The organism is Streptomyces subrutilus, from assembly GCF_001746425.1.
Classification (GTDB): Bacteria; Actinomycetota; Actinomycetes; order Streptomycetales; family Streptomycetaceae; genus Streptomyces; species Streptomyces subrutilus_A.
Genome location: NZ_MEHK01000001.1, coordinates 1,953,483 through 1,976,622 on the forward strand (window position 1 = coordinate 1,953,483; position 23,140 = coordinate 1,976,622).

Annotated in this window: 24 protein-coding genes, 1 pseudogene and 1 riboswitch; of the genes and pseudogenes, 13 read left to right on the top strand and 12 right to left on the bottom strand. The window is 73.8% G+C overall.

Going from position 1 to position 23,140, the window contains the following annotated elements:
* Nucleotides 1-4: 4 nt before the first annotated feature.
* The gene (locus tag BGK67_RS09815) at nt 5-889 is read right to left on the bottom strand and encodes an SDR family NAD(P)-dependent oxidoreductase (protein ID WP_069919714.1); all 885 of its coding nucleotides are present in this window, start codon (nt 887-889) and stop codon (nt 5-7) included.
* A gap of 1 nt (nt 890) precedes the next feature.
* Nucleotides 891-1,688: an acetoacetate decarboxylase family protein gene (locus BGK67_RS09820; RefSeq protein ID WP_069919715.1), complete on the bottom strand. Its 798-nt coding sequence runs from the start codon at nt 1,686-1,688 to the stop codon at nt 891-893.
* A gap of 125 nt (nt 1,689-1,813) precedes the next feature.
* Between BGK67_RS09820 and BGK67_RS09825 the strand changes: the two genes are divergently transcribed.
* From BGK67_RS09825 to BGK67_RS09845, 5 genes are all read left to right on the top strand, one after another.
* Nucleotides 1,814-2,440 carry a TetR/AcrR family transcriptional regulator gene (locus BGK67_RS09825; protein WP_069919716.1) on the top strand — a complete coding sequence of 209 codons (627 nt, stop codon included), beginning with the start codon at nt 1,814-1,816 and terminating at the stop codon, nt 2,438-2,440.
* A 63-nt stretch (nt 2,441-2,503) separates the two neighbouring features.
* Nucleotides 2,504-3,586, top strand: a complete 1,083-nt coding sequence (locus tag BGK67_RS09830) for a DEDDh family exonuclease (protein ID WP_244291183.1) — start codon at nt 2,504-2,506, stop codon at nt 3,584-3,586.
* Nucleotides 3,587-3,672: 86 nt separating this feature from the next.
* Nucleotides 3,673-3,906 (top strand): hypothetical protein, encoded by a 234-nt coding sequence (locus tag BGK67_RS09835; protein ID WP_069923749.1) that lies wholly within the window; start codon nt 3,673-3,675, stop codon nt 3,904-3,906.
* Nucleotides 3,907-4,008: 102 nt separating this feature from the next.
* Nucleotides 4,009-4,803, top strand: a complete 795-nt coding sequence (locus tag BGK67_RS09840) for an SURF1 family cytochrome oxidase biogenesis protein (protein WP_069923750.1) — start codon at nt 4,009-4,011, stop codon at nt 4,801-4,803.
* Nucleotides 4,804-4,812: 9 nt separating this feature from the next.
* Entirely contained in the window at nt 4,813-5,568 is a 756-nt protein-coding gene (locus BGK67_RS09845; protein WP_069919717.1) for an SDR family oxidoreductase, read from the top strand.
* 46 nt (nt 5,569-5,614) lie between these two features.
* Here the strand turns inward: BGK67_RS09845 and amaP are convergent, their stop codons facing one another.
* The 8 genes from amaP to BGK67_RS09885 form a co-directional block, all read right to left on the bottom strand.
* A complete protein-coding gene (amaP, locus tag BGK67_RS09850; protein WP_069919718.1) occupies nt 5,615-6,172 on the bottom strand; it encodes an alkaline shock response membrane anchor protein AmaP in 558 nt (185 codons plus the stop codon).
* A gap of 4 nt (nt 6,173-6,176) precedes the next feature.
* Nucleotides 6,177-6,761 carry a DUF6286 domain-containing protein gene (locus BGK67_RS09855; protein WP_069919719.1) on the bottom strand — a complete coding sequence of 195 codons (585 nt, stop codon included), beginning with the start codon at nt 6,759-6,761 and terminating at the stop codon, nt 6,177-6,179.
* The gene (locus BGK67_RS09860) at nt 6,758-7,210 is read right to left on the bottom strand and encodes a hypothetical protein (protein ID WP_079154108.1); all 453 of its coding nucleotides are present in this window, start codon (nt 7,208-7,210) and stop codon (nt 6,758-6,760) included. Before BGK67_RS09860 ends, BGK67_RS09855 begins: the two co-directional genes overlap by 4 nt.
* Before the next feature lie 7 nt (nt 7,211-7,217).
* The gene (locus tag BGK67_RS09865) at nt 7,218-7,403 is read right to left on the bottom strand and encodes a hypothetical protein (protein ID WP_069919720.1); all 186 of its coding nucleotides are present in this window, start codon (nt 7,401-7,403) and stop codon (nt 7,218-7,220) included.
* 17 nt (nt 7,404-7,420) lie between these two features.
* Nucleotides 7,421-7,855, bottom strand: coding sequence for an Asp23/Gls24 family envelope stress response protein (locus BGK67_RS09870; RefSeq protein ID WP_069919721.1), 435 nt, complete (start codon nt 7,853-7,855; stop codon nt 7,421-7,423).
* Between the two features lie 131 nt (nt 7,856-7,986).
* Nucleotides 7,987-8,766 (bottom strand): enoyl-CoA hydratase/isomerase family protein, encoded by a 780-nt coding sequence (locus BGK67_RS09875; RefSeq protein WP_069919722.1) that lies wholly within the window; start codon nt 8,764-8,766, stop codon nt 7,987-7,989.
* 158 nt (nt 8,767-8,924) lie between these two features.
* Entirely contained in the window at nt 8,925-9,146 is a 222-nt protein-coding gene (locus BGK67_RS09880; RefSeq protein ID WP_030010789.1) for a helix-turn-helix domain-containing protein, read from the bottom strand.
* A gap of 335 nt (nt 9,147-9,481) precedes the next feature.
* On the bottom strand, nt 9,482-11,080 hold the full coding sequence (locus BGK67_RS09885; protein WP_069919723.1) for an ABC-F family ATP-binding cassette domain-containing protein: 1,599 nt from the start codon (nt 11,078-11,080) through the stop codon (nt 9,482-9,484).
* 279 nt (nt 11,081-11,359) lie between these two features.
* Between BGK67_RS09885 and ypfJ the strand changes: the two genes are divergently transcribed.
* Together ypfJ and BGK67_RS09895 are read left to right on the top strand one after the other, a co-directional pair.
* Nucleotides 11,360-12,250, top strand: a complete 891-nt coding sequence (ypfJ, locus tag BGK67_RS09890) for a KPN_02809 family neutral zinc metallopeptidase (protein WP_069919724.1) — start codon at nt 11,360-11,362, stop codon at nt 12,248-12,250.
* A gap of 60 nt (nt 12,251-12,310) precedes the next feature.
* A complete protein-coding gene (locus BGK67_RS09895; RefSeq protein ID WP_069923752.1) occupies nt 12,311-12,706 on the top strand; it encodes a VOC family protein in 396 nt (131 codons plus the stop codon).
* A gap of 34 nt (nt 12,707-12,740) precedes the next feature.
* Here the strand turns inward: BGK67_RS09895 and BGK67_RS09900 are convergent, their stop codons facing one another.
* Nucleotides 12,741-14,243 carry a hypothetical protein gene (locus BGK67_RS09900; RefSeq protein ID WP_079154109.1) on the bottom strand — a complete coding sequence of 501 codons (1,503 nt, stop codon included), beginning with the start codon at nt 14,241-14,243 and terminating at the stop codon, nt 12,741-12,743.
* A 164-nt stretch (nt 14,244-14,407) separates the two neighbouring features.
* A complete protein-coding gene (locus tag BGK67_RS09905) occupies nt 14,408-15,565 on the bottom strand; it encodes an alpha/beta hydrolase family protein (RefSeq protein WP_069919725.1) in 1,158 nt (385 codons plus the stop codon).
* A gap of 311 nt (nt 15,566-15,876) precedes the next feature.
* On the opposite strand from BGK67_RS09905, the gene BGK67_RS09910 reads away from it, so the two are divergent.
* The 6 genes and pseudogenes from BGK67_RS09910 to cobO all read left to right on the top strand — a co-directional run bounded on the left by BGK67_RS09910 (nt 15,877) and on the right by cobO (nt 23,135).
* A complete protein-coding gene (locus BGK67_RS09910; protein ID WP_069919726.1) occupies nt 15,877-17,145 on the top strand; it encodes an inorganic phosphate transporter in 1,269 nt (422 codons plus the stop codon).
* 28 nt (nt 17,146-17,173) lie between these two features.
* Complete coding sequence (locus tag BGK67_RS09915) at nt 17,174-17,395, top strand: hypothetical protein (protein ID WP_069919727.1); 222 nt, start codon at nt 17,174-17,176, stop codon at nt 17,393-17,395.
* A 152-nt stretch (nt 17,396-17,547) separates the two neighbouring features.
* Nucleotides 17,548-17,630, top strand: a riboswitch (cobalamin riboswitch).
* Between the two features lie 58 nt (nt 17,631-17,688).
* Nucleotides 17,689-18,648 (top strand): cobalamin biosynthesis protein, encoded by a 960-nt coding sequence (locus tag BGK67_RS09920; protein ID WP_069919728.1) that lies wholly within the window; start codon nt 17,689-17,691, stop codon nt 18,646-18,648.
* A pseudogene (locus tag BGK67_RS09925) lies at nt 18,645-20,162 on the top strand (cobyric acid synthase); the annotation flags it as partial. The gene BGK67_RS09920 and the pseudogene BGK67_RS09925, both read left to right, overlap by 4 nt.
* A gap of 253 nt (nt 20,163-20,415) precedes the next feature.
* The gene (locus tag BGK67_RS09930) at nt 20,416-22,536 is read left to right on the top strand and encodes a putative cobaltochelatase (RefSeq protein ID WP_069919730.1); all 2,121 of its coding nucleotides are present in this window, start codon (nt 20,416-20,418) and stop codon (nt 22,534-22,536) included.
* Complete coding sequence (gene cobO / locus BGK67_RS09935; protein ID WP_069919731.1) at nt 22,536-23,135, top strand: cob(I)yrinic acid a,c-diamide adenosyltransferase; 600 nt, start codon at nt 22,536-22,538, stop codon at nt 23,133-23,135. Before BGK67_RS09930 ends, cobO begins: the two co-directional genes overlap by 1 nt.
* Nucleotides 23,136-23,140: the final 5 nt, after the last annotated feature.

Here is a 23,140-nt window from a genome sequence, read left to right on the forward strand (position 1 = left end):
CTCCTCAGTCGAGGATGAAGCTCTCCAGGTAGGCGGGGTTGGCGCGGTCGAGCATCGACCGCGACCGGGCGCGGATCTGCCGGTCGCTGTGCCCGCTCGGCGGCAGCATCCAGAAGCGGTCGGCGCGGATGCCGTCGACGACGTGCTCGGCGACCTCCTCGACCGGGGTGAACTCCACCTCGTGGCCGGCCTGCTTCATCGCGGCCTCGTACTGGTCGAGGCTGCGGTACGGGGTCTTGCGCGGGCGCTGCTTCGCGTACCGCTCGGGCCGGTTGCGGTGGGACTCCCACAGCCCGGTGCGCAGCATGTGCGGCCCGGGGAAGAGGACGGAGGCGCCGACGGCGGCGCCCTCCGCCCTGAGGTGGGCGTACAGGGATTCGGTCATGGTGACCACGGCCGCCTTGGTGACGGCGTAGACGGAGGCGGTGGGGAGCGGGGCGATGCCGCCGTCGCCCGAGGAGGTGTTGACGACGTGCCCCGGCTCACCGGCCGCGATCATGCGGGGGACGAAGGCCTGGATGCCGTGGAAGACCCCCCATACGTTGACGGAGAAGGCCCACTTCCAGTCGTTGGGCTCGTGCTCCCACATCCGGCCCTCGGCGCCCGAGCCGACGCCCGCGTTGTTGCAGAGCACGTGGACCGCGCCGAAGGCCTCGTAGGCGGCGTCGGCGAGGGAGAGCACGCAGTCGCGGTCGCTGACGTCGACGAGCCTGGCGAGCACCTGGGCCCCGTCCGCGGCGAGGTCGTCGGCGGCCTTGCGCAGGGCGGCCTCCTCCACGTCCGCGAGGACGACCTTCAGTCCCTCGGCGGCGAAGCGGCGGGCCATGGCGAGGCCGATCCCGCCGGCGGCTCCGGTGACGACGGCCACCTGTCCCGGTTCGAGTCGCACGTCACACACTCCCCTCGGGCGGCCCGTCCAGGATCTGCATCGGGTCGTCGTAGCGCTGGTGGATGTACGGGAGCAGGGCCTGGGCGCTGACCCGCTCGACGACCAAGCCCTGCTGGTCGGTGGTCTTCTCGCCGATGGTGATCTCCACGATCCGGCGGACGGGCAGGTCGGCGACGGGGTCGAACATGGACTCGCGGAGCACCACGTCACCGGTGATGTGCTCCAGCTTGCGGACCTTCTCGTTGCGGACGCAGTGCACGAGCACCGGTTCGGCGTCGAAGCCCGAACCGTCGACGGCGGGCAGGAACTTGAAGTAGAAGTCGGTCTTCCGGGTGGGCTCGGGCAGCGGCAGCTCGCGGTCGACGGCGCCGCGCACCTCCACGAAGGCGATGCCGTGCCGGGCGAGGGAGGCCCGTACGACGAGGCCCTCGCGCTCGACGGCGACCTCGCCCAGCTTCTTCGGTTCGCCGAAGACCTCGCGGCCGCCGGTCAGGGCGCGCTCGTGGGTCATCGGCATGACCAGCGGGTACCAGCCCTCGACCCCGCCGTGCCGGGCGGCGACGGCTACCGAGCCGGCGCCGAGGGGGTAGCCGGGGAGGTCGACCTTGCTGATGTTGGCCCGCACGAGCGGCCGGTCGGCCGGCCCCAGCGGCGGGGGCAGCACCGCCGCCACCACGTCCGGGTCGCTCTCCCAGACGGCCACCACCCCGGTGGACCAGATGTCGGGGAGCTTGGAACTCTTCTCGCGCGACGCCGCGATCTCGGCCTCGGTCCGCGCTCCGTACCGTACGCGTGCCATGAATCGCACCATCCCTCGTCTAGGGTCCAGTCCGTTCTGTAACACAGTTACACCGCCGACGATGAAGGGTAAATACCCCTGCACGCACCAGAACTGACGGATCGACAGATAGGTGGGCCGGAGCCATGGCCAGAAGCACGCTGACCCGCGACGAGGTGCTGGACGCCGCCGCTTCCCTGGTCAAGCAGCACGGCCCCGCCGCCCTCACCATGCGCAAACTGGCCGCCGAGCTGGGCACCGCGGTGACCTCCATCTACTGGCACGTCGGCAACCGCGAATCCCTGCTCGACGCCCTCGTGCGGCGGACCGTCGAGGAGATGGGCGCCATCCGCCCCGAGGGCCGCACCCCGGCCGACCGGATCCTGTCCGTGGCCCGGACCCTGCGCCACGAACTGCGCGAGCGCCCCCACCTGATCGCGATGGTCCACGAACGGGGGCTCACCGAGCGGATGTTCCTGCCCGCTCAGCAGGCCCTGGTGCACGAGGTGCACGCCGCGGGCCTGCGCGGCGCCCGGGCGGCCGACGCGGTGCGCGCGATCCAGTTCCAGATCGTCGGCTTCCTCCTCGTCGAGCGCAACCGCGAGCGCGCCCCGGCCCAGTCCCCCGCCGAGAGCGAGCTCCGGGACCCGGGGGCCGCCCCCCACGACCCGGCGCTCGCCCGCGCGCTGGCCCGCCCGGCCGACCCGGAACGGCTGTTCCTCGTCTCCGTGCGGGCCCTGGTCCGCGCCCTGCTGGCGCCTCCCGCCCGCTAGGCCGTCATCGGGCGGGAGCATCGCGGCCACGGCTGTCGGTCGGGGCCGATATCCTCTGTGACCATGCTCGACGACCGTACAACCGCAGAGACGATGTGGCCGACCGCGTACCCACAGGGGTACGCGGTCGTCGACGTGGAGACCACCGGGCTCGCTCGCGACGACCGGATAGTCTCCGCCGCCGTCTACCGGCTGGACGCCCAGGGCAATGTGGAGGACCACTGGTACACGCTGGTCAACCCGCAGCGCGATCCCGGGCCGGTGTGGATCCACGGCATCACCAGCGACATGCTCGGCGACGCGCCGCTCTTCAAGGACATCGCCGAGGAGTTCGCGGGCCGGCTCGCCGACCGGGTGCTGGTCGCGCACAACGCCATCTTCGACTGGCAGATGATCGCCCGGGAGTACGCGCGGGCCGCCGAGACCGCGCCGGTCCGTCAGCGGCTGTGCACCATCGCCCTGTCGAAGGAGCTGAACCTCCCGCTGCCCAACCACAAGCTGGAGTCGCTCGCCGCGCACTTCGGCGTGGTCCAGCAGCGCGCGCACCACGCGCTCGACGACGCCCGGGTGCTGGCGGAGGCGTTCCGTCCGTCGCTGCACGCGGCCGCGCGGGACGGCGTACGGCTGCCCCTGCTGGAATGCCGGCCGCTGACGGAGTGGTCCGACTCCCCCGCCACCCTGCGGGTGGGTTACCAGGCCTCCTACCGGGGCGGCGGCTGGCGGCCCTCGCGCAAGCGGCCGCCGTGCCCGCACCCCAACCCCGGCCGCTACGAGGACGGCGAGCCGCTGAAGCAGGGCATGCGGATCGCCTTCTCCGGCGACACCTCCGTGGACCGGGAGCTGCTGGAGGACCGCGCGGTCGAGGCGGGCCTGCACATCGCGACGAGTGTGTCGCGGCTCACCAGCCTGCTGGTGACGAACGACCCCGACTCGGCGACCTCGAAGACGGTCAAGGCCAAGTCCTTCGGCACGCCGGTCGTCGACGAGGCCGCCTTCACCCAGCTGCTGCGGGACGTGGCGGCAGCGGCGGAGGACGGCACCGCGGACAACAGCCCGGACCACGGCACGGACCAGGGCCCGGACCACGGCACGGACCACGGCTGCGACGACAGCCCGGACGACGACGCGGACCCCAGCGCGCACTGAGCGCGATTGCGCCGGGAGGGTGCAGGCGCGGCGACTCACCCGTGTGGATCTTGTTCCGGTCCACCGCCGTGCGGAGCATGCGGCGCATGGCACGTTGTGAGGTCTGCGGAAACGATTACGGCATGTCGTTCGAGGTGCACGCGCAGGGCGCCGTGCACGTCTTCGACTGCTTCTCCTGCGCCATTCACCGCATGGCGCCCATCTGCGAGCACTGCCGGGTCCAGATCATCGGCCAGGGCGTCGACGTCGAGGGGCAGTGGTTCTGCGGGGCGCACTGCGCCCGCGCGGAAGGGAAGGTGGGCGTCAAGGACCACGTCTGACACCCCGTCCCCGCACCCCGCGCCCCCGGCCCTCCAGTCCGCCCGGCCCCGGACGGCCACCCGGCCGCCCGGGGCCGACCCGCTGGGGGTACCGTCGTGGGCGTGTACCGCTTTGTACTGACCCGGCAGTGGGTGTGCCTCACCCTCGTCGCCCTCGTCCTCATCCCCGTGATGATCAAGTTGGGGTTCTGGCAGTTCCACCGCCATGAGCACCGGGTCGCGCAGAACCGGCTGATCGAGCAGAACCTGCGGGCGGCGCCGGCCCCCATGACGGAGGTCACCTCCCCCGGCCACCGGGTCCCCCGCGCGGACTTCTGGCGGGCGGTCACCGCGACCGGCACGTACGACACCGCGCACGAGGTGGTCGTCCGGATGCGGACCGACAACGACGACAAGGTCGGCTTCCACGTCCTGACCCCGCTCGTCCTCGGCGACGGCCGGGTGGTGCTCGTCAACCGGGGCTGGGTGCCGGGCGGCGACGACCCCCGCGCGTACCCGCCGGTGCCCGCCGCCCCCGCGGGCGAGGTCACGGTCACCGGCCGGCTGAAGGCCGACGAGACCAGCGCCGGCAGCGGCATCAAGGACCGCAAGGGCCTGCCGGACCGCCAGGTGATGCTGATCAACAGCACCCAGCAGGCCCGGTACCTGGGCAAGCCGGTACTCGGCGGCTACCTGGAACTCACCTCTCCGGCCCCGGCCGACGGCAGCCCCCAGCCCGTGGCCGACCCCGACCACGACTCGATCGGCGCGCACATGGCGTACGCCGTCCAGTGGTGGCTGTTCGCGGCCGCGGTCCCGGTGGGCTGGGTGGTCCTCGTACGGCGCGAGAAGCGCGAGCGCGAGGAACAGGCGGCCGGATCCGGATCCGGCGCCGACCGGGAGCCCGCGACGGCGTAGCGTGTCGGCATGGATCTTGGACTGAAGGACCGTGTCTACATCGTCACCGGGGCCACGCGCGGCCTCGGCTTCGCAGCCGCCCGGGAACTGACCGCCGACGGCGCCCGGGTCGTCCTGACGGGCCGGGACGAGCGGCGGACGGCCGCGGCCGCCGCCGAACTCGGCCCGGACGTGATCGCGGTGGCGGCCGACAACGCCGACCCGGCAGCGGCCGGCCGGCTCGTCGCGACCGCCCGCGAGCGCTTCGGACGCCTCGACGGCATCCTCATCAGCGTCGGCGGCCCCGCCCCCGGCTCCGCGCTGGACAACACCGACGAGCAGTGGACGGCCGCCTTCGAGTCGGTCTTCCTCGGCGCGGTCCGCCTCGCCCGGGCGGCCGCCGCGGAGCTCGGCGAGGGCGGGGTCATCGGCTTCGTCCTGTCGGGCTCGGTCCACGAGCCGATCCCGGGCCTGACCATCTCCAACGGCCTGCGGCCGGGCCTGGCCGGCTTCGCGAAGTCCCTCTCCGTGGAACTCGGCCCGCGCGGGATCCGGGTCGTCGGCCTGCTCCCGGCGCGGATCGACACCGACCGGGTGCGGGAGCTGGACGCGCTGTCCGGGGACGCGGCGGCGGCACGGGCCGGGAACGAGTCCAGGATCCCGCTGCGGCGCTACGGCGCCCCGGAGGAGTTCGGCCGTACGGCGGCGTTCCTGCTGTCCCCGGCCGCCTCGTACCTGACGGGCGTCATGCTCCCGGTCGACGGCGGCTCCCGGCACGGCTTCTGACCGGCCCGCCGCACGCCCGTGGCCGAGCGCGTGGTGACGACCGTGGTCACGTGACGCGCTGGGCCTTGTGGGACGTCACCTTCAGGCGGGCCTCCACCGGCAGTTCGGCCAGGCCCGCCGAGGTGCGCGCGTGGGTCAGGACCGGGCCCGCGAGGGCGGCCAGCACATCGACCGGGACGGCGTGGGGCTCCAGCTCCAGCCCGATGCGCAGGGCGGGCGATCCCCGCCTGCCGCGCAGCGCGACCCGGCAGCGGGCCACCCCCTCCAGGGCGCCGGCCTCCGCCGCCACCGCCTCCTCCAGGGCGCGCCCCCGCAGCAGGGCGAACGCACCGTCCCCGGCGTCGACCTCCACGGCCTGCAGGCGCGAGCGCCTCAGTTGGGACAGCAGCCACCACAGCGACAGCAGCACGCCCAGCCCGAGGCCGGCGATCACCGCCCACCACCACCAGCCCTCGGCACGCCAGTACCCGCGCCGGGCCTCCTCGGTCAGCAGCGGCGCGTGGCGGCCGCCCAGCGGCCAGGACGCCGCGAGCACCGAGGCCCCGGCCGCCAGCAGGACCAGGCCCGTCAGGGCCAGCAGGATCCGGTTCACCACTGCGAGCATCTCGTCACCTCCTGACCTTGACGCGCGGGTGCGGCGGGTGCGCGAGGCCGAGTTCCTCGACGCCGGCGGCGAGCACCGTGTCCAGGTCGGCCCGTACGTCGTCCAGTTCGCGGAAGTGCGAGGTGGCCCTGACCCCGATGCGGGAGCGGCCCACCTTCACCCGGACCGACCGCACCCCGGGCACCTCCATGGCCCGGTCCCGCAGCACCTGCGCCGCGTCCTTGCGCCCGATCCCCGCGCGCAGCCCGGTGCCCGCGCCGGCCTCCGGCGTCCGCATGGAAAGCAGCCCGCGCAGTCCCGGGGCGAGCGCCATCAGCAGGAGCAGCGCCCCGGCGACGGCGAGGATCCCGCCGCCCAGCTGCACGGCCAGGTCCGCCGGGGTCTGCCGGTCCAGCTGCCGGGCGAGCTCGCGCCGCCAGGCCATGGCGGGCCGGCCGGCCCGTACGGCGGCCAGGTCGTACAGGAACAGCCCCGCCACCGCGAGGACGGCGAGGGCGGTGAGCGCGGCCGGCACGCGCCGGGCGGAGCGGAACCGGTGGGCGCGGGGTTCGTGCGGGGCGCGGGGCTCGCTCGGCTTGGTGTCCGTCACCGCAGCCGCCGGTCCCGCCCGGCGGCGGGCCGGGCGTGTGTGGAGTGCAGGTGCTCGATGTCGATGTCCACTTCCGGTACGGACATCGCCGCGCACTCCTCGACCCGGAGGGCGACCTGACGGCGGACGGCCGCGCACTGGGCGCCGAGGTCGGAGGGGTAGTCCAGCTCAAGGCTGACCCGTACGCGGGCGATGTCGTGGTGCACGGTGACGGTGGCGTGCGGGGCCGCCGCCCGGTCCGCGAGCGGCGCGGCGAGCGCCTCCCGGGCGGCCTGGGCCGCGATCTTGGCGACGACCCGGTCGGCGATCCGGGTGGCCCCCCGGTCGGCGGGAGCCACCCGGGTGGGCGCGGCCCCGGGCGGGACGGCCGCGGGCGGGCCCGTCTCGGGCGAGGTGCCGTCCGGTGGGGTGCCGAGGGGCGGGGTGCCGTTCGGTGGGGTGCTGCTCATCGGCGCCTCACCCGCGCCGGTCGTCGCGGCGCCGGAACAGGTCCCCGGGATCCAGGTCCCCGTCGAGGAACCGGCCGGCGATGAAGCCGATGGCGCCGAGCGCCGCCACCAGCAGGAAGGCTCCGAAGCCTCCGAAGTACCCGGCGAAAGCCAGGGCCATGCCGGCGAAGAGGCCGGCGACCGCCATGCTCATTGCGTGGCTCCTCTCGGCTACTGGAGCCGGGACTCCGGCTCGTCGTCGGGCTCGTCGGGCAGCTTGACGTCGCTGACGGCGATGTTGACCTCGACGACCTCCAGGCCGGTCATCCGTTCGACCGCCGAGATGACGTTCTCGCGGACGGCCCGGGCCACCTCCCTGATCGCCACGCCGTATTCGACGACGATCTCCAGGTCGAGGGCCGTCTGCACCTCGCCGACCTCCGCCTTGACCCCGCGGCTGACGGAGGCCTTCGCGCCGCCCGGCACACGGTCGCGGACGGCGCCGAAGGTACGGGACAGCCCGCTGCCGCTGCCCATGGCGTGCACGCCGACCACCTCGCGCGCGGCCAGCCCGGCGATCTTCTCCACCACCCCGTCGGCGATGGAGGTGCGGCCCCGGTCGGCAGGCGGCTTGCCGACGCTGCTGCCCGATGCTGATTCGGTCATCGCATGTCCCTTCGCGCGTGCGGACTCACTCCGCTCCACGTTAGGCGCGCGAAGCCGTCCCCGCTCGGGGACTACGCCGACACGGGCGAAGATCCGGGGCCCGGCCCCGGATCCCGCACCTTGTTCCCGGGTCAGTCCGAGAGCCCGGCCAGGTCGCGCAGGCGGCGGGCCTGGGCGGCGCGCTCGGCGGTCCGCTGGTCGTCGTACGGCCGGGACTGCGCGTCGCGCAGCAGCGCCTTGGTCTCGATGACGGCGGCGCGCGGCGGCGCCAGCAGCGCGGTGGCGAGGTCCTGCACGGCGGCGTCGAGCTCGTCGGCGGGCACCACGAGGTTGGCCAGGCCCACCCGCTCGGCCTCCTCGGCGTGCACGAAGCGGCCCGTGGCGCAGATCTCCAGCGCACGGGCATAGCCGACCAGCGAGGTCAGCGGCTGGGTGCCGGCCAGGTCGGGCACCAGACCCAGGCTGGTCTCGCGCATGGCGAACTGCACGTCGTCGGAGACCACGCGCAGGTCGCACGCGAGCGCGAGCTGGAAGCCGGCGCCGATCGCGTGCCCCTGCACCGCGGCGACGGAGATGATGTCGTTACGCCGCCACCAGGTGAACGCCTCCTGGTATGCGGCGATCGTGGAGTCGAGCAGTTCGTCCGAACCGCGTGCCAGGTCGAGGAAGGACGGCTCGCCCTCGAAACCCTCGGGGGTGAACGCCTGCCGGTCGAGCCCGGCGGAGAAGGACTTGCCCTCGCCGCGCAGCACGACGACCCGGACGGTGCCCGGCAACGACCTTCCGGCCTCCGCCAAAGCCCGCCAGAGCGCGGGGGATTGGGCGTTTCGCTTGGCCGGATTGGTCAGTGTCACCGTGGCGAGCGAGTCGTCGACGGTGAGTCGCACGCCGTCCTTGTCGAGCAGAGTCATCCGTATGCCTCCGGTGTGCAGTCGGCCGCGAAACCGGCCTAAGTGACTGCACAGTAACCACCCAGTCGACCGGACGGCCGACCGGGGGTCACCGAAGGGAACGTCGGACCATGTGGAACAGGTGAAACGTTCGAGCGTCGGATCCGTTGGGCCCAGGGTCAGGCCGTAGCGGCCTTCTTGCCCCGCGTCGCGCCACCGCGACCGCGCAGCGAAACCCCGGACTCACTGAGCATCCGGTGGACGAATCCGTAGGACCGGCCGGTCTCTTCGGCCAGCGCCCGGATACTCGCACCGGAGTCGTACTTCTTCTTCAGGTCTGCCGCGAGCTTGTCGCGCGCGGCGCCGGTTACCCGGCTGCCCTTCTTCAGAGTCTCGGCCACCCGTGCCTCCTCGTGGGAAGTGCGCTCTGGACTTCTCATGATCACCCCTCCCACGCTTCCTGGCCACCCATTCCGCAAGGTCGGTACGACGGCATTTCCCGAGGGGTGGACACCCGAGCAGAACGGAATCTCCCCTTCCGCCGCATGACCTCCGTCACACTCCGCCGCCCTCGCGGGGAATCGCCAGGTCAGGGGCGGGGGACACGCAGCAGAACGGCCCCGGTCGCGCCCTCATCCGAGCGCGGCCGGGGCCGTCGTACGACGCGCAACGGTACGAGACCGTCTCACTCAGATGATGGATCACCCCTGAGCCGAATGATCCATAAGGAATTGGATCAGGCGAGGGCGACCAGGTCCCGGTAGTCGGGGCCCCACAGGTCCTCGACGCCGTCCGGCAGCAGGATGATCCGCTCCGGCTCCAGCGCCTCGACGGCGCCCTCGTCGTGGGTGACCAGGATGACCGCGCCCTTGTACGTGCGCAGCGCGCCCAGGATCTCCTCGCGGCTGGCCGGGTCGAGGTTGTTGGTGGGCTCGTCGAGCAGCAGCACGTTCGCCGAGGAGACGACCAGCGTGGCCAGGGCCAGACGGGTCTTCTCCCCACCGGAGAGCACCCCGGCGGGCTTGTCCACGTCGTCCCCGGAGAAGAGGAAGGAGCCGAGCGTCTTGCGTACGGCGACCAGGTCCAGGTCGGGCGCGGAGGACCGCATGTTCTCCAGGACCGTGCGGTCCGGGTCCAGGGTCTCGTGCTCCTGGGCGTAGTAGCCCAGCTTGAGCCCGTGGCCGGGGGTGACCGTGCCGGTGTCGGGCTTCTCCGTGCCCGACAGCAGGCGCAGCAGCGTGGTCTTGCCGGCGCCGTTGAGGCCGAGGATGACGACGCGGGAGCCCTTGTCGATGGCCAGGTCGACGTCGGTGAAGATCTCCAGCGAGCCGTAGGACTTGGAGAGGCCCTCCGCGGTCAGCGGGGTCTTGCCGCAGGGCGCCGGGTCCGGGAAGCGCAGCTTGGCGACCTTGTCGGAGACGCGGACGGCCTCCAGGCCGGACAGCAGCCGCTCGGCGCGCTTGGCCATGTTCTGCGCGGCGACGGTCTTGGTCGCCTTGGCGCGCATCTTGTCGGCCTGCGAGTTCAGGGCCGCGGCCTTCTTCTCCGCGTTCTGGCGCTCGCGCTTGCGGCGCTTCTCGTCGGCCTCGCGCTGCTGCTGGTAGAGCTTCCAGCCCATGTTGTAGACGTCGATCTGGGACCGGTTGGCGTCGAGGTAGAAGACCTTGTTGACGACGGTCTCGACCAGGTCGACGTCGTGGGAGATCACGACGAAGCCGCCGCGGTAGTTCTTCAGGTAGTCGCGCAGCCAGACGACCGAGTCGGCGTCGAGGTGGTTGGTCGGCTCGTCGAGGAGCAGGGTGTCGGCGTCCGAGAAGAGGATCCGGGCGAGCTCGACGCGGCGGCGCTGACCGCCGGAGAGGGTGTGCAGCGGCTGGCCGAGTACCCGGTCCGGGAGGCTGAGGGCGGCCGAGATGGTCGCGGCCTCGGATTCGGCGGCGTACCCGCCCTTGGTGAGGAACTCGGTCTCCTGGCGCTCGTACTGCTTGAGCGCCTTCTCGCGGGTGCCGCCGGAGCCGGTGGCGATGCGCTCCTCGTTCATCCGCATCTTCTTGATCAGCACGTCGAGGCCGCGGGCGGACAGGATCCGGTCGCGGGCCAGGACCTCGAGGTCGCCGGTGCGCGGGTCCTGCGGGAGGTAGCCGACCTCGCCCGACCGGGTGATGCTGCCGGCCGCGGGCTGGCCCTCGCCGGCGAGGCACTTGGTGAGGGTGGTCTTGCCCGCTCCGTTGCGGCCGACCAGGCCGATGCGGTCGCCCTTGGCGATGCGGAAGGAAGCGGACTCGAGGAGGATGCGGGCGCCGGCGCGCAGCTCGATACCGGTGGCGGTGATCACGGAAATGCTCCAGGGCGGTCGGGACGGCGGAAGGGGGGCAGGACGCGAGACTTCGACGCCGCTAATCCGCGAGGAGATTTGCCATGGGAGCCATTCTACCGGGGCTGTGCAACTGGTTTCGGGGCCGGTGGGGGCCCCGGGCGCCCTCCCCCGTGTCCCCCGTCCGGCCCAGGGGGCGCTCCGGCGGGCCGGAACGCGCAACGGGGTGATTGGGTCGATACTCGCCGCAGGGGCGGCCTCGCGGCCCCTGCCGGTTCCATGAGTGGAGGGCGGTGCGGCATGCAGTTCGACGACGACGCCGATCTGGACACTTCCGAGGTCAAGGACGTGCGCGGCAGCCGCGTCCCGGGCGGGAAGGCCACGATCGGCGGCGGCCTCGTCGGATTGATCGCGCTGGTCATGGGCCTCCTGTTCGGGGTGGGGCCCGAGCAGCTGGGGCTGTCCTCCGGCGATCCGGAGCCGGTCCCCGCCGCGACCTCCCTCAGCCAGGTGGAGCAGACCTGCAAGAAGGGGCGGGACGCGAACACCCGGGAGGACTGCCGGCTGGTCGCGGTGGTCAACAGCACCCAGGACTTCTGGCGACAGGAGTTCACCCGGCGCGGCGGCACCTACAGCCCCGCGACCACGTTCTTCTTCAAGGACCGCGTGAACACCGGCTGCGGGGCGGCGACCTCCGCGGTCGGACCCTTCTACTGCCCCGCCGACCGGCGGGTCTACCTGGACCTGACGTTCTACGACGACCTGCGGACGAAGTTCGGCGCGAGCGGCGGCCCCTTCGCGCAGGCGTACGTCATCGCCCACGAGTACGGACACCACGTCCAGAACCTGACCGGGACGCTCCAGCGGGCCCAGGACGGGCAGCAGGGCGCGGCCAGCAACGCCGTCAAGGTCGAGCTCCAGGCGGACTGCTATGCCGGGGTATGGGCGCACAACGCGACGCGGACCCCGGACGAGTCCACCGGCCGGCCGCTGATCACCAAGCTCACCGACGAGGACATCAGGGACGGGCTGGACGCGGCGGCCGCGGTCGGCGACGACCGGATCCAGGAGAAGATGCAGGGCCGGGTGACCCCGGAATCCTGGACGCACGGGTCGGCCGAGCAGCGCCAGCAGTGGTTCTACCAGGGCTACCGCACCGGCGACATGGCCCAGTGCAACACCTTCCGCTGACTGTCGGCGGCGCCTGCCATGCTGTGACGTGGGTCACCGTCACGAGAGGGAGTGATCGTCATGGCAGGCGTTCCGTCCATCTGTCCCACGCTGGTCTACCGCGACGCGAAGGCGGCCATCAAGCTGCTGACCGAGGCCTTCGGCTTCAGCCAGGTCGCGGTGTACGAGGGCGAGAACGGCGCGGTGGTCCACGCGGAGCTGGCCTACGGCAACGGCGTGGTGATGCTGGGCAGCAAGGGCACCGGCGGGGTCTTCGACAAGGCCATGGGCGATGCCGGGCCCTCGGGGGTCTACGTCGTGGTGGAGGACGTGGACGCCCACCACCGGCGGGCCGTCGAGCACGGCGCCGAGATCCTGATGGAGCCCACCGACCAGGACTACGGCTCCCGCGACTACATGGCCCGGGACGCCGAGGGCAACATCTGGAGCTTCGGGACGTACGCGCCGCAGGTCTGAGACCCGCGGCGGGTACGTCCCGCCATCGCCCGGGCTACGCGCCGCCGGTGTGGACCTGGAAGGCGGCCCGGCGGACCGCCTTGGCCAGGGCCGGGTCGGGGTGGGCCGCCGCCAGCGCGACCAGGACCTGCACGGTGCGCGGGTGGCCGACGGCGCGGACCTCGTCCAGCAGCCTGGGGACCGTGGTCCGGACGGCCGAGTCGAGGTGGCGGGCCAGCAGGTCGGCTTCGCCGTGGTCGGCGATGGCGGCGGCGGTGTCCACCCAGAGCCAGGTCGACTCCTCGGGGGTGAGGACGTCCTGCGCCTCGTCGGGGTCGACCCCGTCGTGCTCGGCGAGCCAGAGCAGGGCGTAGGGGCGCAGGGCGGGGTCCCGTACGGCGGCCCGCACCTCGGGTTCGGCGGGGGCGCCGACCACGCGCAGCGCCTCGAAGGCGAGGCCGCGCAGCAGGGCGTCCTCGCCGCGGGCGGCGTGCAGGAGCTCGCCGACCGCGTGCCGGACGGGCCGGGCCGCGAGCCAGGCCTGGTACTCGGCGCGGGCCGGGCCCGGGGTGAGCCGGGCGCAGCCGTGCAGCATGGCGGCGGCGGACTGCTCGATGTTCCCGGCGGGGCTCTGCGCGGCCACGCAGATCTGCTCCAGCTTGACCCAGACCGCCCAGCTGCCGAGCGGGGTGAGGGCGGCCCGGGCGGGGCCGAGGGTGACGGCGTCCACGGCGGCGAGTCCCCCGAGCGCCCAGCGCAGCAGCCGGGCCAGCGGGACGGGCCGGTGCTCGGCTGAGCCGGCAGCCGGGGCGCCGGCCGGGGCCGCGGCTTCCGGTTCGTCCGTCCCGGCCGGGGCGTCGGCCGGAGCCGGGGCTTCCGGTTCGTCCGTCCGGGGTGCCGCGGGCTCGGGGTCGTAGGGGATCTCGCACCGCTCGTCGCGCAGTTCGGCGACGCGCTGGTCGAGGAGGTCGAGGAGGTCGGGGACGGCCACCGGTCCGGCGGACAGCTGGAGCAGGGACAGCAGCTGGGGCATCGCCTCGACGACCTCGGCGACGGCCGCGGGGGCGATGTCGGCGGGGGCGGGGTGGACGAGGGACCAGGCGTCGAAGAGGGCGACCCAGCCGCGCAGTACGGCGGTGTCGTCGCGGTCCCAGGCGCGCAGGCGCCAGCCGGGCCGGGCGTGGCCGCCGTGCACCTCGACGAGGCCGGCGAGCCGGGCGCGGTCCCAGCCGACTCGGATCTGGCCGTGCGTCAGGTTGAGTTCGCCCGCGGCGCGTTCGACGTCCTCCGCGTGCAGGACCCCGGTGGGGGCGGGACTGCCCCCGTCACCCGCACCGAGGTTGAGTTCGGCCCAGCGGGTCAGGCGTACGGCGTCGGCGAGCGAGGCCCGGGCCCGGTTCGCGAGGTCGGCCGTGGCGGGTGTACCCGCCGGGGGCCTCGGAGCGGGCCGGGTACGCCGGTCCGTCACCGCCTTGCGGGCCGCGGCGACCGAACGCGGGGGGACGAGTCGGAGTCTGGAGTCGCGAGCCAACTGCTCATCAGGCTTTCGGGACGTCACGGAAGCAGTCTCGCCCGTCACTGGCCGAAAGCCCAAACGGAACCAGCCGTTTCCAAGGCGGGCCCGAGGTGCAGACCGGGGCAACTCACCCGCAGGGCTTCAACCGCCACATCCCTTTCACATGAGGGGCGTGGAAGCGGCGACAGGGGGAGCCGGGCGGGCGGTCACATGAGGGGGGTCAGGAAGCGGCGCAGGGCCTCCTCGTAACCGGCCGGGTCGGCGTTCCACATGGCGCTGTGGCCCGCCTCGCGCACGGTGTGCAGGGTGACGAGGTCGGGACGGGCGGCGGCGAGCCGCCGCGAGGGCTCCCAGGGGGCGAGGGTGTCGTCGGGCCCGTGGAAGATCAGTACGGGGACGGTCAGCGCGCCCGGGTGGACCAGGGGCGGCCGGCGGTCGGCGCGCAGTCCGGCCCGGCTCTCGGCGGCCCGGACCGCGAGCGGGAGCACCGTGCGCGGCGTGTGGCGCGCCGCGGCGAGCGCGCGCAGGGTCGCGTGCCAGTCGAGGACGGGCGAGTCCAGCACCAGCCCGGAGATCCGGCCGGCCAGCGCGGAGCGTTCGGCGGCGCGCAGGGCCATCGCGGCGCCGGTGGACCAGCCGTACAGGATCACGCGGCGGGCGCCGTAGCGCAGGGCGTAGCGGATGGCGGCGTCCACATCGCGCCACTCGGACTCGCCGAGGTGGCCGAGGCCGTCCGGGGAGGCGGGGGCGCCGAGGTCGCCCCGGTAGGCGAGGTCGAGGACGGGCAGCCGGCGCCGGTGCAGGAAGGGCATGAGCACCATCGGGTGCTCCCGGCCGGCGCCGAGCCCGTGCACGGTGATGACCCAGGTGTCGCGGGCGGCGGGCACGAACCAGGCGGGCAGCGCGCCGAGCTCCCCGGGGACGTCGACGTCGGCGTGGTCGAGCCCGAGGGCGGTGCGCGGGTTCCCGACGTGGACCCGGGGGGTCAGGGTGACCCGGGTGCCGGGGTCGAGGCTGCCGTGGGTGACGGCGACGAGGCGGCGGACGACGGTGCCCGGCTCGTGCTCGGCGCCGGGGAGCACGGGCCCGACCACGGCGTGCACCCCGGGGGCGTCGAGTCCGTACGTGCCGTCGCTCAGGAAGCCGGGCATGGGGGCTCCCCCGGCCGAAGACCGGGGGAGGGTGAGGACGACCCGGCCGGCGGCGGTGGAGTGGACGATCAGCCGCGGGCTGCCGGGCAGCGGGCGCCCGTGCTCGGGCCGCAGGGCCGCGCCGGCGGCGTAGCGGCCGGCCGCGACGGCGGCGAGGCCGGCGCCCAGGAGGGTCGTGGTGACGGCCGCTGCCGTCGCTGTCGCGGTACGCACCGCTCCAGTGTCGAGGCGCGGGCTTCGGCGGGCCACCGGAGGCGATCGTTCCGTCGGGCGCCGCCGGGGAGGTGATCTAGCTCTCAATCGCTCCGCCGGCGGGGGCGGCGCACGGGCCGCAGGTCTCTCGCGGAAGGGTTCGTTCACCCCGCTTTGACGTGCATTTATCGAGATACGTAGGTCAGAATCAGGACGAATGACCCGATCACGGCCCGGACGGAGTCACCGTTACGCCCGAGTCAGTTCACCTTCCGTTCATCCAGGTTGCCTACGTTCGCCGAGCCACTGACGTCAAACAGAAGCCTGGGTAAATGGAGCACATAACGCTTCTCCTCGGGATCGTGATCATCACCGCTCTCGTGTTCGACTTCACGAACGGTTTCCACGACACAGCCAATGCGATGGCCACCACCATCTCCACTGGCGCCCTCAAGCCCAAGACGGCGGTGGCCATGTCCGCCGTGCTCAACCTCGTCGGCGCCTTCATGTCCGTGGAGGTCGCCAAGACGATCTCCAAGGGCCTGGTCAACGAGGAAGGCATCCAGCCAGAAGTGATCTTCGCCGCCTTGGTCGGCGCGATCCTCTGGAACCTCCTCACGTGGCTGGTCGGCCTGCCCTCCAGCTCCTCGCACGCCCTGATGGGCGGCCTGATCGGTGCCGCGGTCGCCTCGGCCGGCCTCGGCGCGGTCAACGGCGACACGCTCGTCACCAAGGTGCTGATCCCGGCGATCGCGGCCCCGCTCGTCGCCGGCCTGGCGGCGATGCTGGCCACGAAGGTCACGTACAAGTTCGGCAACAAGGTCGGCGAGAAGACCTCGGCCAAGGGCTACCGCGCCGGTCAGATCGCCTCGGCCGGACTCGTCTCCCTCGCGCACGGCACCAACGACGCGCAGAAGACGATGGGCATCATCACCCTGGCGCTCATCGCCGGCGGCGCCATCGCGCCCGACGCGAACCCGCCGGTGTGGGTCATCCTCTCCGCCGGTGTCGCGATCGCGCTCGGCACCTACCTGGGCGGCTGGCGCATCATCCGCACCATGGGCAAGGGCCTGACCGACCTGCAGCCGCAGCAGGGCTTCGCCGCCCAGACGTCGGCCGCCACCGTCATCCTGGCCTCCTCGAACCTCGGCTTCTCGCTCTCCACCACCCACTCGTGCTCCGGTGCGGTCATGGGTGCGGGCCTGGGCCGCAAGGGCGGTGTGGTCCGCTGGTCCACCGCGACCCGCATGTTCATCGCCTGGGGCCTGACCCTGCCGGCCGCCGGCCTCGTCGCCGCGGGCGCCGAGCTGGTCATGCGCATCGGTGACGTAGGCATCGCCGCCGTCACGGTCTTCCTGGTCGGCTCCTGCCTCGCCATCTGGCTCATCTCGCGCCGCCAGGTCGTCGACCACAACAACGTCAACGACGTGCCCTCGGCCGACGCCGAGGAGCCGGGTGTCGTCACCACGGCGATCGCGGCCGTCACCGTCCCGCCGACCGCCGCCGCGGCCGGTACGACCGCCGCCGTGACGGACGAGGACCTCAAGGCCACCATCCCGGCCGCGACCGCGACGCCCGCGGCTCCGGCCGCGGCGCTCTGACCCCGAGAACGACAGAGGAATCAGCGGTATGAAGATCGACTGGGAAGCCCTCGGCTCCGTGTTCGGGGTCAGCCTCTCCGCCACCGTCGCCCTCGTGGCCCTGTTCACCCTCGGCCTGGTGGGCCTGTCCAAGCACGAGGCCGCCACCGAGCGGGGCGGCGCGGCCACCCTGGCCCGCAGCGGCGCGTACGCCTGCTTCGCGCTCTGCGCGGCGGCCGTGGCGTACGGGATCTACCTGATCGTCGTCTGAGACGTCACGCGTGAAGGCTCCCCCCGGGTTTCCCGGGGGGAGCTTTCGCGTACCCCTGCCTCCACGCCCCGCTGCCCCGCCGCAGGTCAACGGCGAGTTGACGGGCCTTCGCGGTGCGTGGTGGACTGCGCGAGCCAACACGGCGGCATGGAGAGGAAGTCCGGTGCGAATCCGGCGCGGTCCCGCCACTGTCACCGGGGCACTCGGCCGAGTGCGACCCGGAAGCCAGGAACTCTCGCCGCCGGACACGTCGAACCAGGGCGCGGACCCTGAGTGAGGACATACCTGCCACCATGCGTGCCGATCGCGTTTTCGCGTACGGCGTCACGGCGGGCCTGATCGGCGACCGGATCCTCGGGGATCCGCGCCGGGGGCACCCCGTGGCCGCCTTCGGACGAGCCGCCGCCGCCGTCGAGCGCGCCCTGTGGCGCGACGACCGCGCCCGCGGCCTCCTGCACACCCTGCTCTGCGCCGGCGGCGCGGCCGCCGTCGGCGCGCTGGGCGCCCGCGCCGTGCGCTCCCGGCCCGCGGCCGCCCGTATCGCCCTGACCGCCGCCGCCACCTGGGCCGTCGTGGGCGGCACCTCGCTGGGCCGTGAGGCCCGCGCCATCGGCGGCGCGCTCGCCGCCGGGGACGCCGAGGTGGCCCGGGAGCGGCTGCCGCACCTGTGCGGACGCGACCCGCAGGCCCTGGACGAGCAGCAGATGGCCCGCGCCGTCGTGGAGTCGGTCGCGGAGAACACCTCGGACGCCGTGGTCGGGGCCCTGGTGTGGGGCGCCGTCGCGGGGGTCCCCGGGCTGCTGGCCTTCCGTGCCGTGAACACCCTGGACGCGATGGTCGGCCACAAGTCCCCCCGCTACCTGCGCTACGGCTGGGCCTCCGCCCGGCTCGACGACCTGGCGGGCTGGCCGGGGGCCCGGCTGACGGCGCTGGCCGCCGCGGTGGCCGGACCCGACCGGCGGGGAGCCGTACGTGCCTGGCGCGCGGACGCCGCCGGGCACCCGAGCCCGAACGCCGGGCCCGTGGAGGCCTCCTTCGCGGGGGCGCTCGGCGTCCGGCTGGGCGGCACCCTCGCGTACGGGGGCCGGGTCGAACACCGGGCGGTGCTCAACGGCGGGGCGGGGCGGCCGGTGGAGGTCGCGGACATCGAGCGGGCGGTACGGCTGTCGCGGCAGGTGACCTGGCTGGCGCTGGGGACCTGTGTGGCGGCCCGGATGCTGGTCGCGCGGACAACACGGAGGGGGCGCGCATGAGCGGCGCGAAGCGCGGCGGCGGACTGCTGGTCGCCGGAACCACGTCGGACGCGGGCAAGAGCGTCGTCACGGCGGGCATCTGCCGCTGGCTGGCCCGCCAGGGCGTGAAGGTCGCGCCCTTCAAGGCGCAGAACATGTCGCTGAACTCCTTCGTCACCCGCGAGGGCGCCGAGATCGGCCGCGCCCAGGCCATGCAGGCCCAGGCGGCCGGCGTGGAGCCGACCGCGCTGATGAACCCGGTCCTGCTCAAGCCGGGCAGCGACCGCAGCAGCCAGGTGGTGCTGCTGGGCAAGCCGGTGGGCGAGATGAGCGCCCGCGGCTACCACGGCGGCCGGCAGGAGCAGTTGCTCGGCATCGTCACGGACTGCCTGGAGCAGCTGCGGGGCACGTATGACGCCGTGATCTGCGAGGGGGCGGGCAGTCCGGCCGAGATCAACCTGCGCCGGACCGACATCGTGAACATGGGCATCGCGCGGGCCGCGCGGTTCCCGGTGGTCGTGGTGGGGGACATCGACCGGGGCGGGGTCTTCGCCTCCTTCTTCGGTACCACGGCCCTGCTGTCGGCGCAGGACCAGTCGCTGATCGCCGGATACCTGGTCAACAAGTTCCGCGGTGACGTCTCGCTGCTGGAGCCGGGCATGGAGATGCTGCGCGGCCTGACCGGGCGCGCCACGTTCGGGGTCCTGCCCTTCCAGCACGGGCTGGGCATCGACGAGGAGGACGGGCTGCGGGTCTCCCTGCGGGGAGCGGTGCGGGAGTCCGTGGTGGCTCCGCCCGTGGGCGAGGACGTGCTGCGGGTCGCGGTGTGCGCGGTGCCGCTGATGTCCAACTTCACGGACGTGGACGCGCTCGCGGCGGAGCCGGGGGTCGTGGTGCGCTTCGTGGACCGGGCGGAGGAGCTGGCCGACGCGGACCTGGTCGTCGTGCCGGGCACGCGGGGCACGGTGAAGGCCCTGGCCTGGCTGCGCGAGCGCGGGCTGGCCGACGCGCTGGCCCGGCGGGCCGCCGAGGGGCGGCCGGTGCTGGGCGTCTGCGGCGGGTTCCAGCTGCTGGGCGAGCATATCGAGGACGAGGTCGAGTCGCGGGCGGGATCAGTGGCGGGCCTCGGCCTGCTGCCCGTACGCGTCCGCTTCGCGGTGGAGAAGACCCTGGCCCGGCCGACGGGCTCGGCTCTGGGCGAGGAGGTTTCGGGGTACGAGATCCACCACGGCGTGGCCGAAGTGCTGGGCGGGGAACCCTTCCTGGACGGCTGCCGGGTCGGCGCGGTGTGGGGCACCCACTGGCACGGCTCGCTGGAGTCGGACGGCTTCCGGCGGGCGTTCCTGCGCGAGGTGGCCGCAGCCGCCGGCCGGCGCTTCGTCCCGGCCCCGGACACCTCGTTCGAGGCCTTGCGCGAGGAGCAGCTGGACCTGCTCGGCGACCTGATCGAGGAGCACGCCGATACGGACGCGCTGCTGCGGCTCATCGAGGGCGGGGCCCCGGCGGGCCTCCCCTTCCTCCCGCCTGGTGCGCCGTGACGGGCCGGGCCCTGCGGGGCTCTCCCCCACCCCGCCCCTTCCGCCAACCGGGCTCCGCCCAGACCCGCGCCTCGAACGCCGGCGGGGCTGAGGCCGCCCTGCGGGCAGTCCGGTCGCGCCGGGCGGCGCTTGCCGGCACGGCTCAGCCAGAAATCCAGCCCCGCCGCCGTTCGAGGCGCGGGGTCCGGGGCGGAGCCCCGGCCACCACGCCGCACCCGGCATCGGTCCGCTTCGAAGGAGTGAGCAACACGTGAGCACGCCCTATCCGTTCACCGCGGTGGTCGGCCAGGCCGACCTGCGGCTGGCGCTCCTGCTCAATGCCGTGAGCCCGGCGGTCGGCGGTGTGCTCGTGCGCGGCGAGAAGGGCACCGCCAAGTCCACCGCCGTGCGCGCGCTGTCCGCGCTGCTCCCGCAGGTCGACGTGGTCCCCGGGTGCCGGTTCTCGTGCGCCCCGGCCGCGCCGGATCCGGCCTGCCCGGACGGCCCGCACGAGCCCGGCCCCGGCGCCGCGCGGCCCGCCCGCATGGTGGAGCTGCCCGTCGGGGCGTCCGAGGACCGCCTGGTCGGCGCCCTCGACATCGAACGGGCCCTGGCGGAGGGCGTGAAGGCCTTCGAGCCCGGCCTGCTCGCCGACGCGCACCGCGGCATCCTGTACGTCGACGAGGTCAACCTGCTCCACGACCACCTCATCGACCTGCTGCTCGACGCCGCCGCGATGGGCGCCTCGTACGTGGAGCGCGAGGGCGTCTCCGTCCGGCACGCCGCGCGCTTCCTGCTCGTCGGCACCATGAACCCCGAGGAGGGCGAGCTGCGCCCGCAGCTCCTGGACCGCTTCGGGCTCACCGTCGAGGTCGCCGCCTCCCGCGAGCCCGCCCAGCGTGTCGAGGTCGTGCGCCGCAGGCTGGCGTACGAGGACGACCCGGCCGGTTTCGCGGCCCGCTGGGCCGAGGACGAACACCAGGTCCGCGCCCGGGTGGTGGCGGCGCGGGCGCTGCTGCCGCAGGTCCGGCTCGGGGACACCGCGCTGCTGCGGATCGCCGCGACCTGCGCCGGCTTCGAGGTCGACGGCATGCGGGCGGACATCGTCATGGCCCGGACCGCGACGGCGCTGGCCGCCTGGGCCGGGCGGACCGAGGTGCTGAAGGAGGACGTACGGCAGGCCGCGCTGCTGGCGCTCCCCCACCGGCGGCGGCGCAACCCCTTCGACGCGCCGGGCCTCGACGAGGACAAGCTGGACGAGATCCTCGACCGCTTCCCCGACGAGGACCCCGAACCCGAGCCGGAACCCGAGCCCGACCCGGAGCCGGAGGGCCCGGACGACGGCGACGACGGCGGGGGCGGCCCCGACGGCGGGGGCGGCGGGGTGCCCCCGCAGGGATCGGGGCCCCGGACCGAGTCCGAGGCCGAGGCCCCGCCGGAGACCGCCGACACCCCCGAGGCGCCGGCGGACGCCCCCGAGGCCCCGCAGCCCTCCGCCCAGGGGGGCGGCGGGCCCGAACAGGCCGCCGTACGGGCCGCGGAGCCGTTCCGTACCAAGATGCTGAGCGTGCCCGGCCTCGGCGAGGGCGCCGCCGGGCGGCGGTCGCGGGCCCGCACCGCCCACGGCCGGACCACCGGCGCCCAGCGCCCCGCCGGCCAGCTCACGAAGCTGCACCTGGCGGCCACCGTGCACGCGGCCGCCCCGCACCAGAAGACGCGCGGCCGCACCGGGCGCGGCCTGGTGATCCGCAAGGACGACCTGCGCCAGGCCACGCGGGAGGGCCGCGAGGGCAACCTCGTCCTCTTCGTCGTCGACGCCTCGGGCTCGATGGCCGCCCGGCAGCGGATGAGCGCGGTCAAGGGCGCCGTACTGTCGCTGCTCCTGGACGCCTACCAGCGCCGGGACAAGGTCGGTCTGATCACCTTCCGCGGGGCGGCGGCCGAGCTGGCGCTGCCGCCCACCTCCTCGGTGGACGCGGCCGCGGCCCGGCTGGAGAAGCTGCCGACCGGCGGGCGCACCCCGCTGGCCGCCGGGCTGCTGAAGGCGCACGAGGTGCTGCGGATCGAGCGGCTGCGGGACCCCTCGCGACGGCCGCTGCTCGTCGTCGTCACCGACGGGCGGGCCACCTCGGCCGGCGCCGTCGGCGGCGACCCGCGCGAGCTGTCCGGGCGCAGCGCCCGGCTGCTGCAGGCCGCGGGCGTGGCGTCCGTGGTCGTGGACTGCGAGAGCGGGCCGGTCCGGCTGGGGCTGGCCGGGGTCCTGGCCGCCGATCTGGGCGGGCCCGCCGTCAGCCTCGACGGGCTGCGGGCCGACTCGCTGGCCGGGCTCGTGAAGAACGTACGTACCGCAGTGTCATCTTCCGCTTCCGACTCCAACAGGAGGGCCGCGTAATGCCGCAGGGACAGCCGACCGTCGTTCCGGACGACGGGCTCACGACGCGCCAGCGCCGCAACCGTCCGCTCGTCTTCGTCCACACCGGCCCGGGCAAGGGCAAGTCCACGGCGGCCTTCGGGCTGGCGCTGCGCGCGTGGAACCAGGGCTGGCCGATCGGGGTGTTCCAGTTCGTCAAATCGGCGAAGTGGAAGGTCGGCGAGGAGAACGCGCTCAAGGTGCTCGGCGCCTCCGGCGAGGGCGGCTCCGTGGCCTGGCACAAGATGGGCGAGGGCTGGTCCTGGGTCCAGCGGGACGCGCAGCTCGACAACGAGCAGGCGGCCAAGGAGGGCTGGGAGCAGGTCAAGCGGGACCTGGCCGCCGAGACGCACAAGCTGTACGTGCTCGACGAGTTCGCGTACCCGATGCACTGGGGCTGGATCGACGTCGACGAGGTGATCGAGGTGCTGCGCGACCGTCCCGGCACGCAGCACGTGGTGATCACCGGCCGCAACGCGCCGGAGAAGCTGTTGGAGTTCGCGGACCTCGTCACCGAGATGACCAAGGTCAAGCACCCGATGGACGCCGGCCAGAAGGGCCAGAGAGGCATCGAGTGGTGACGTCC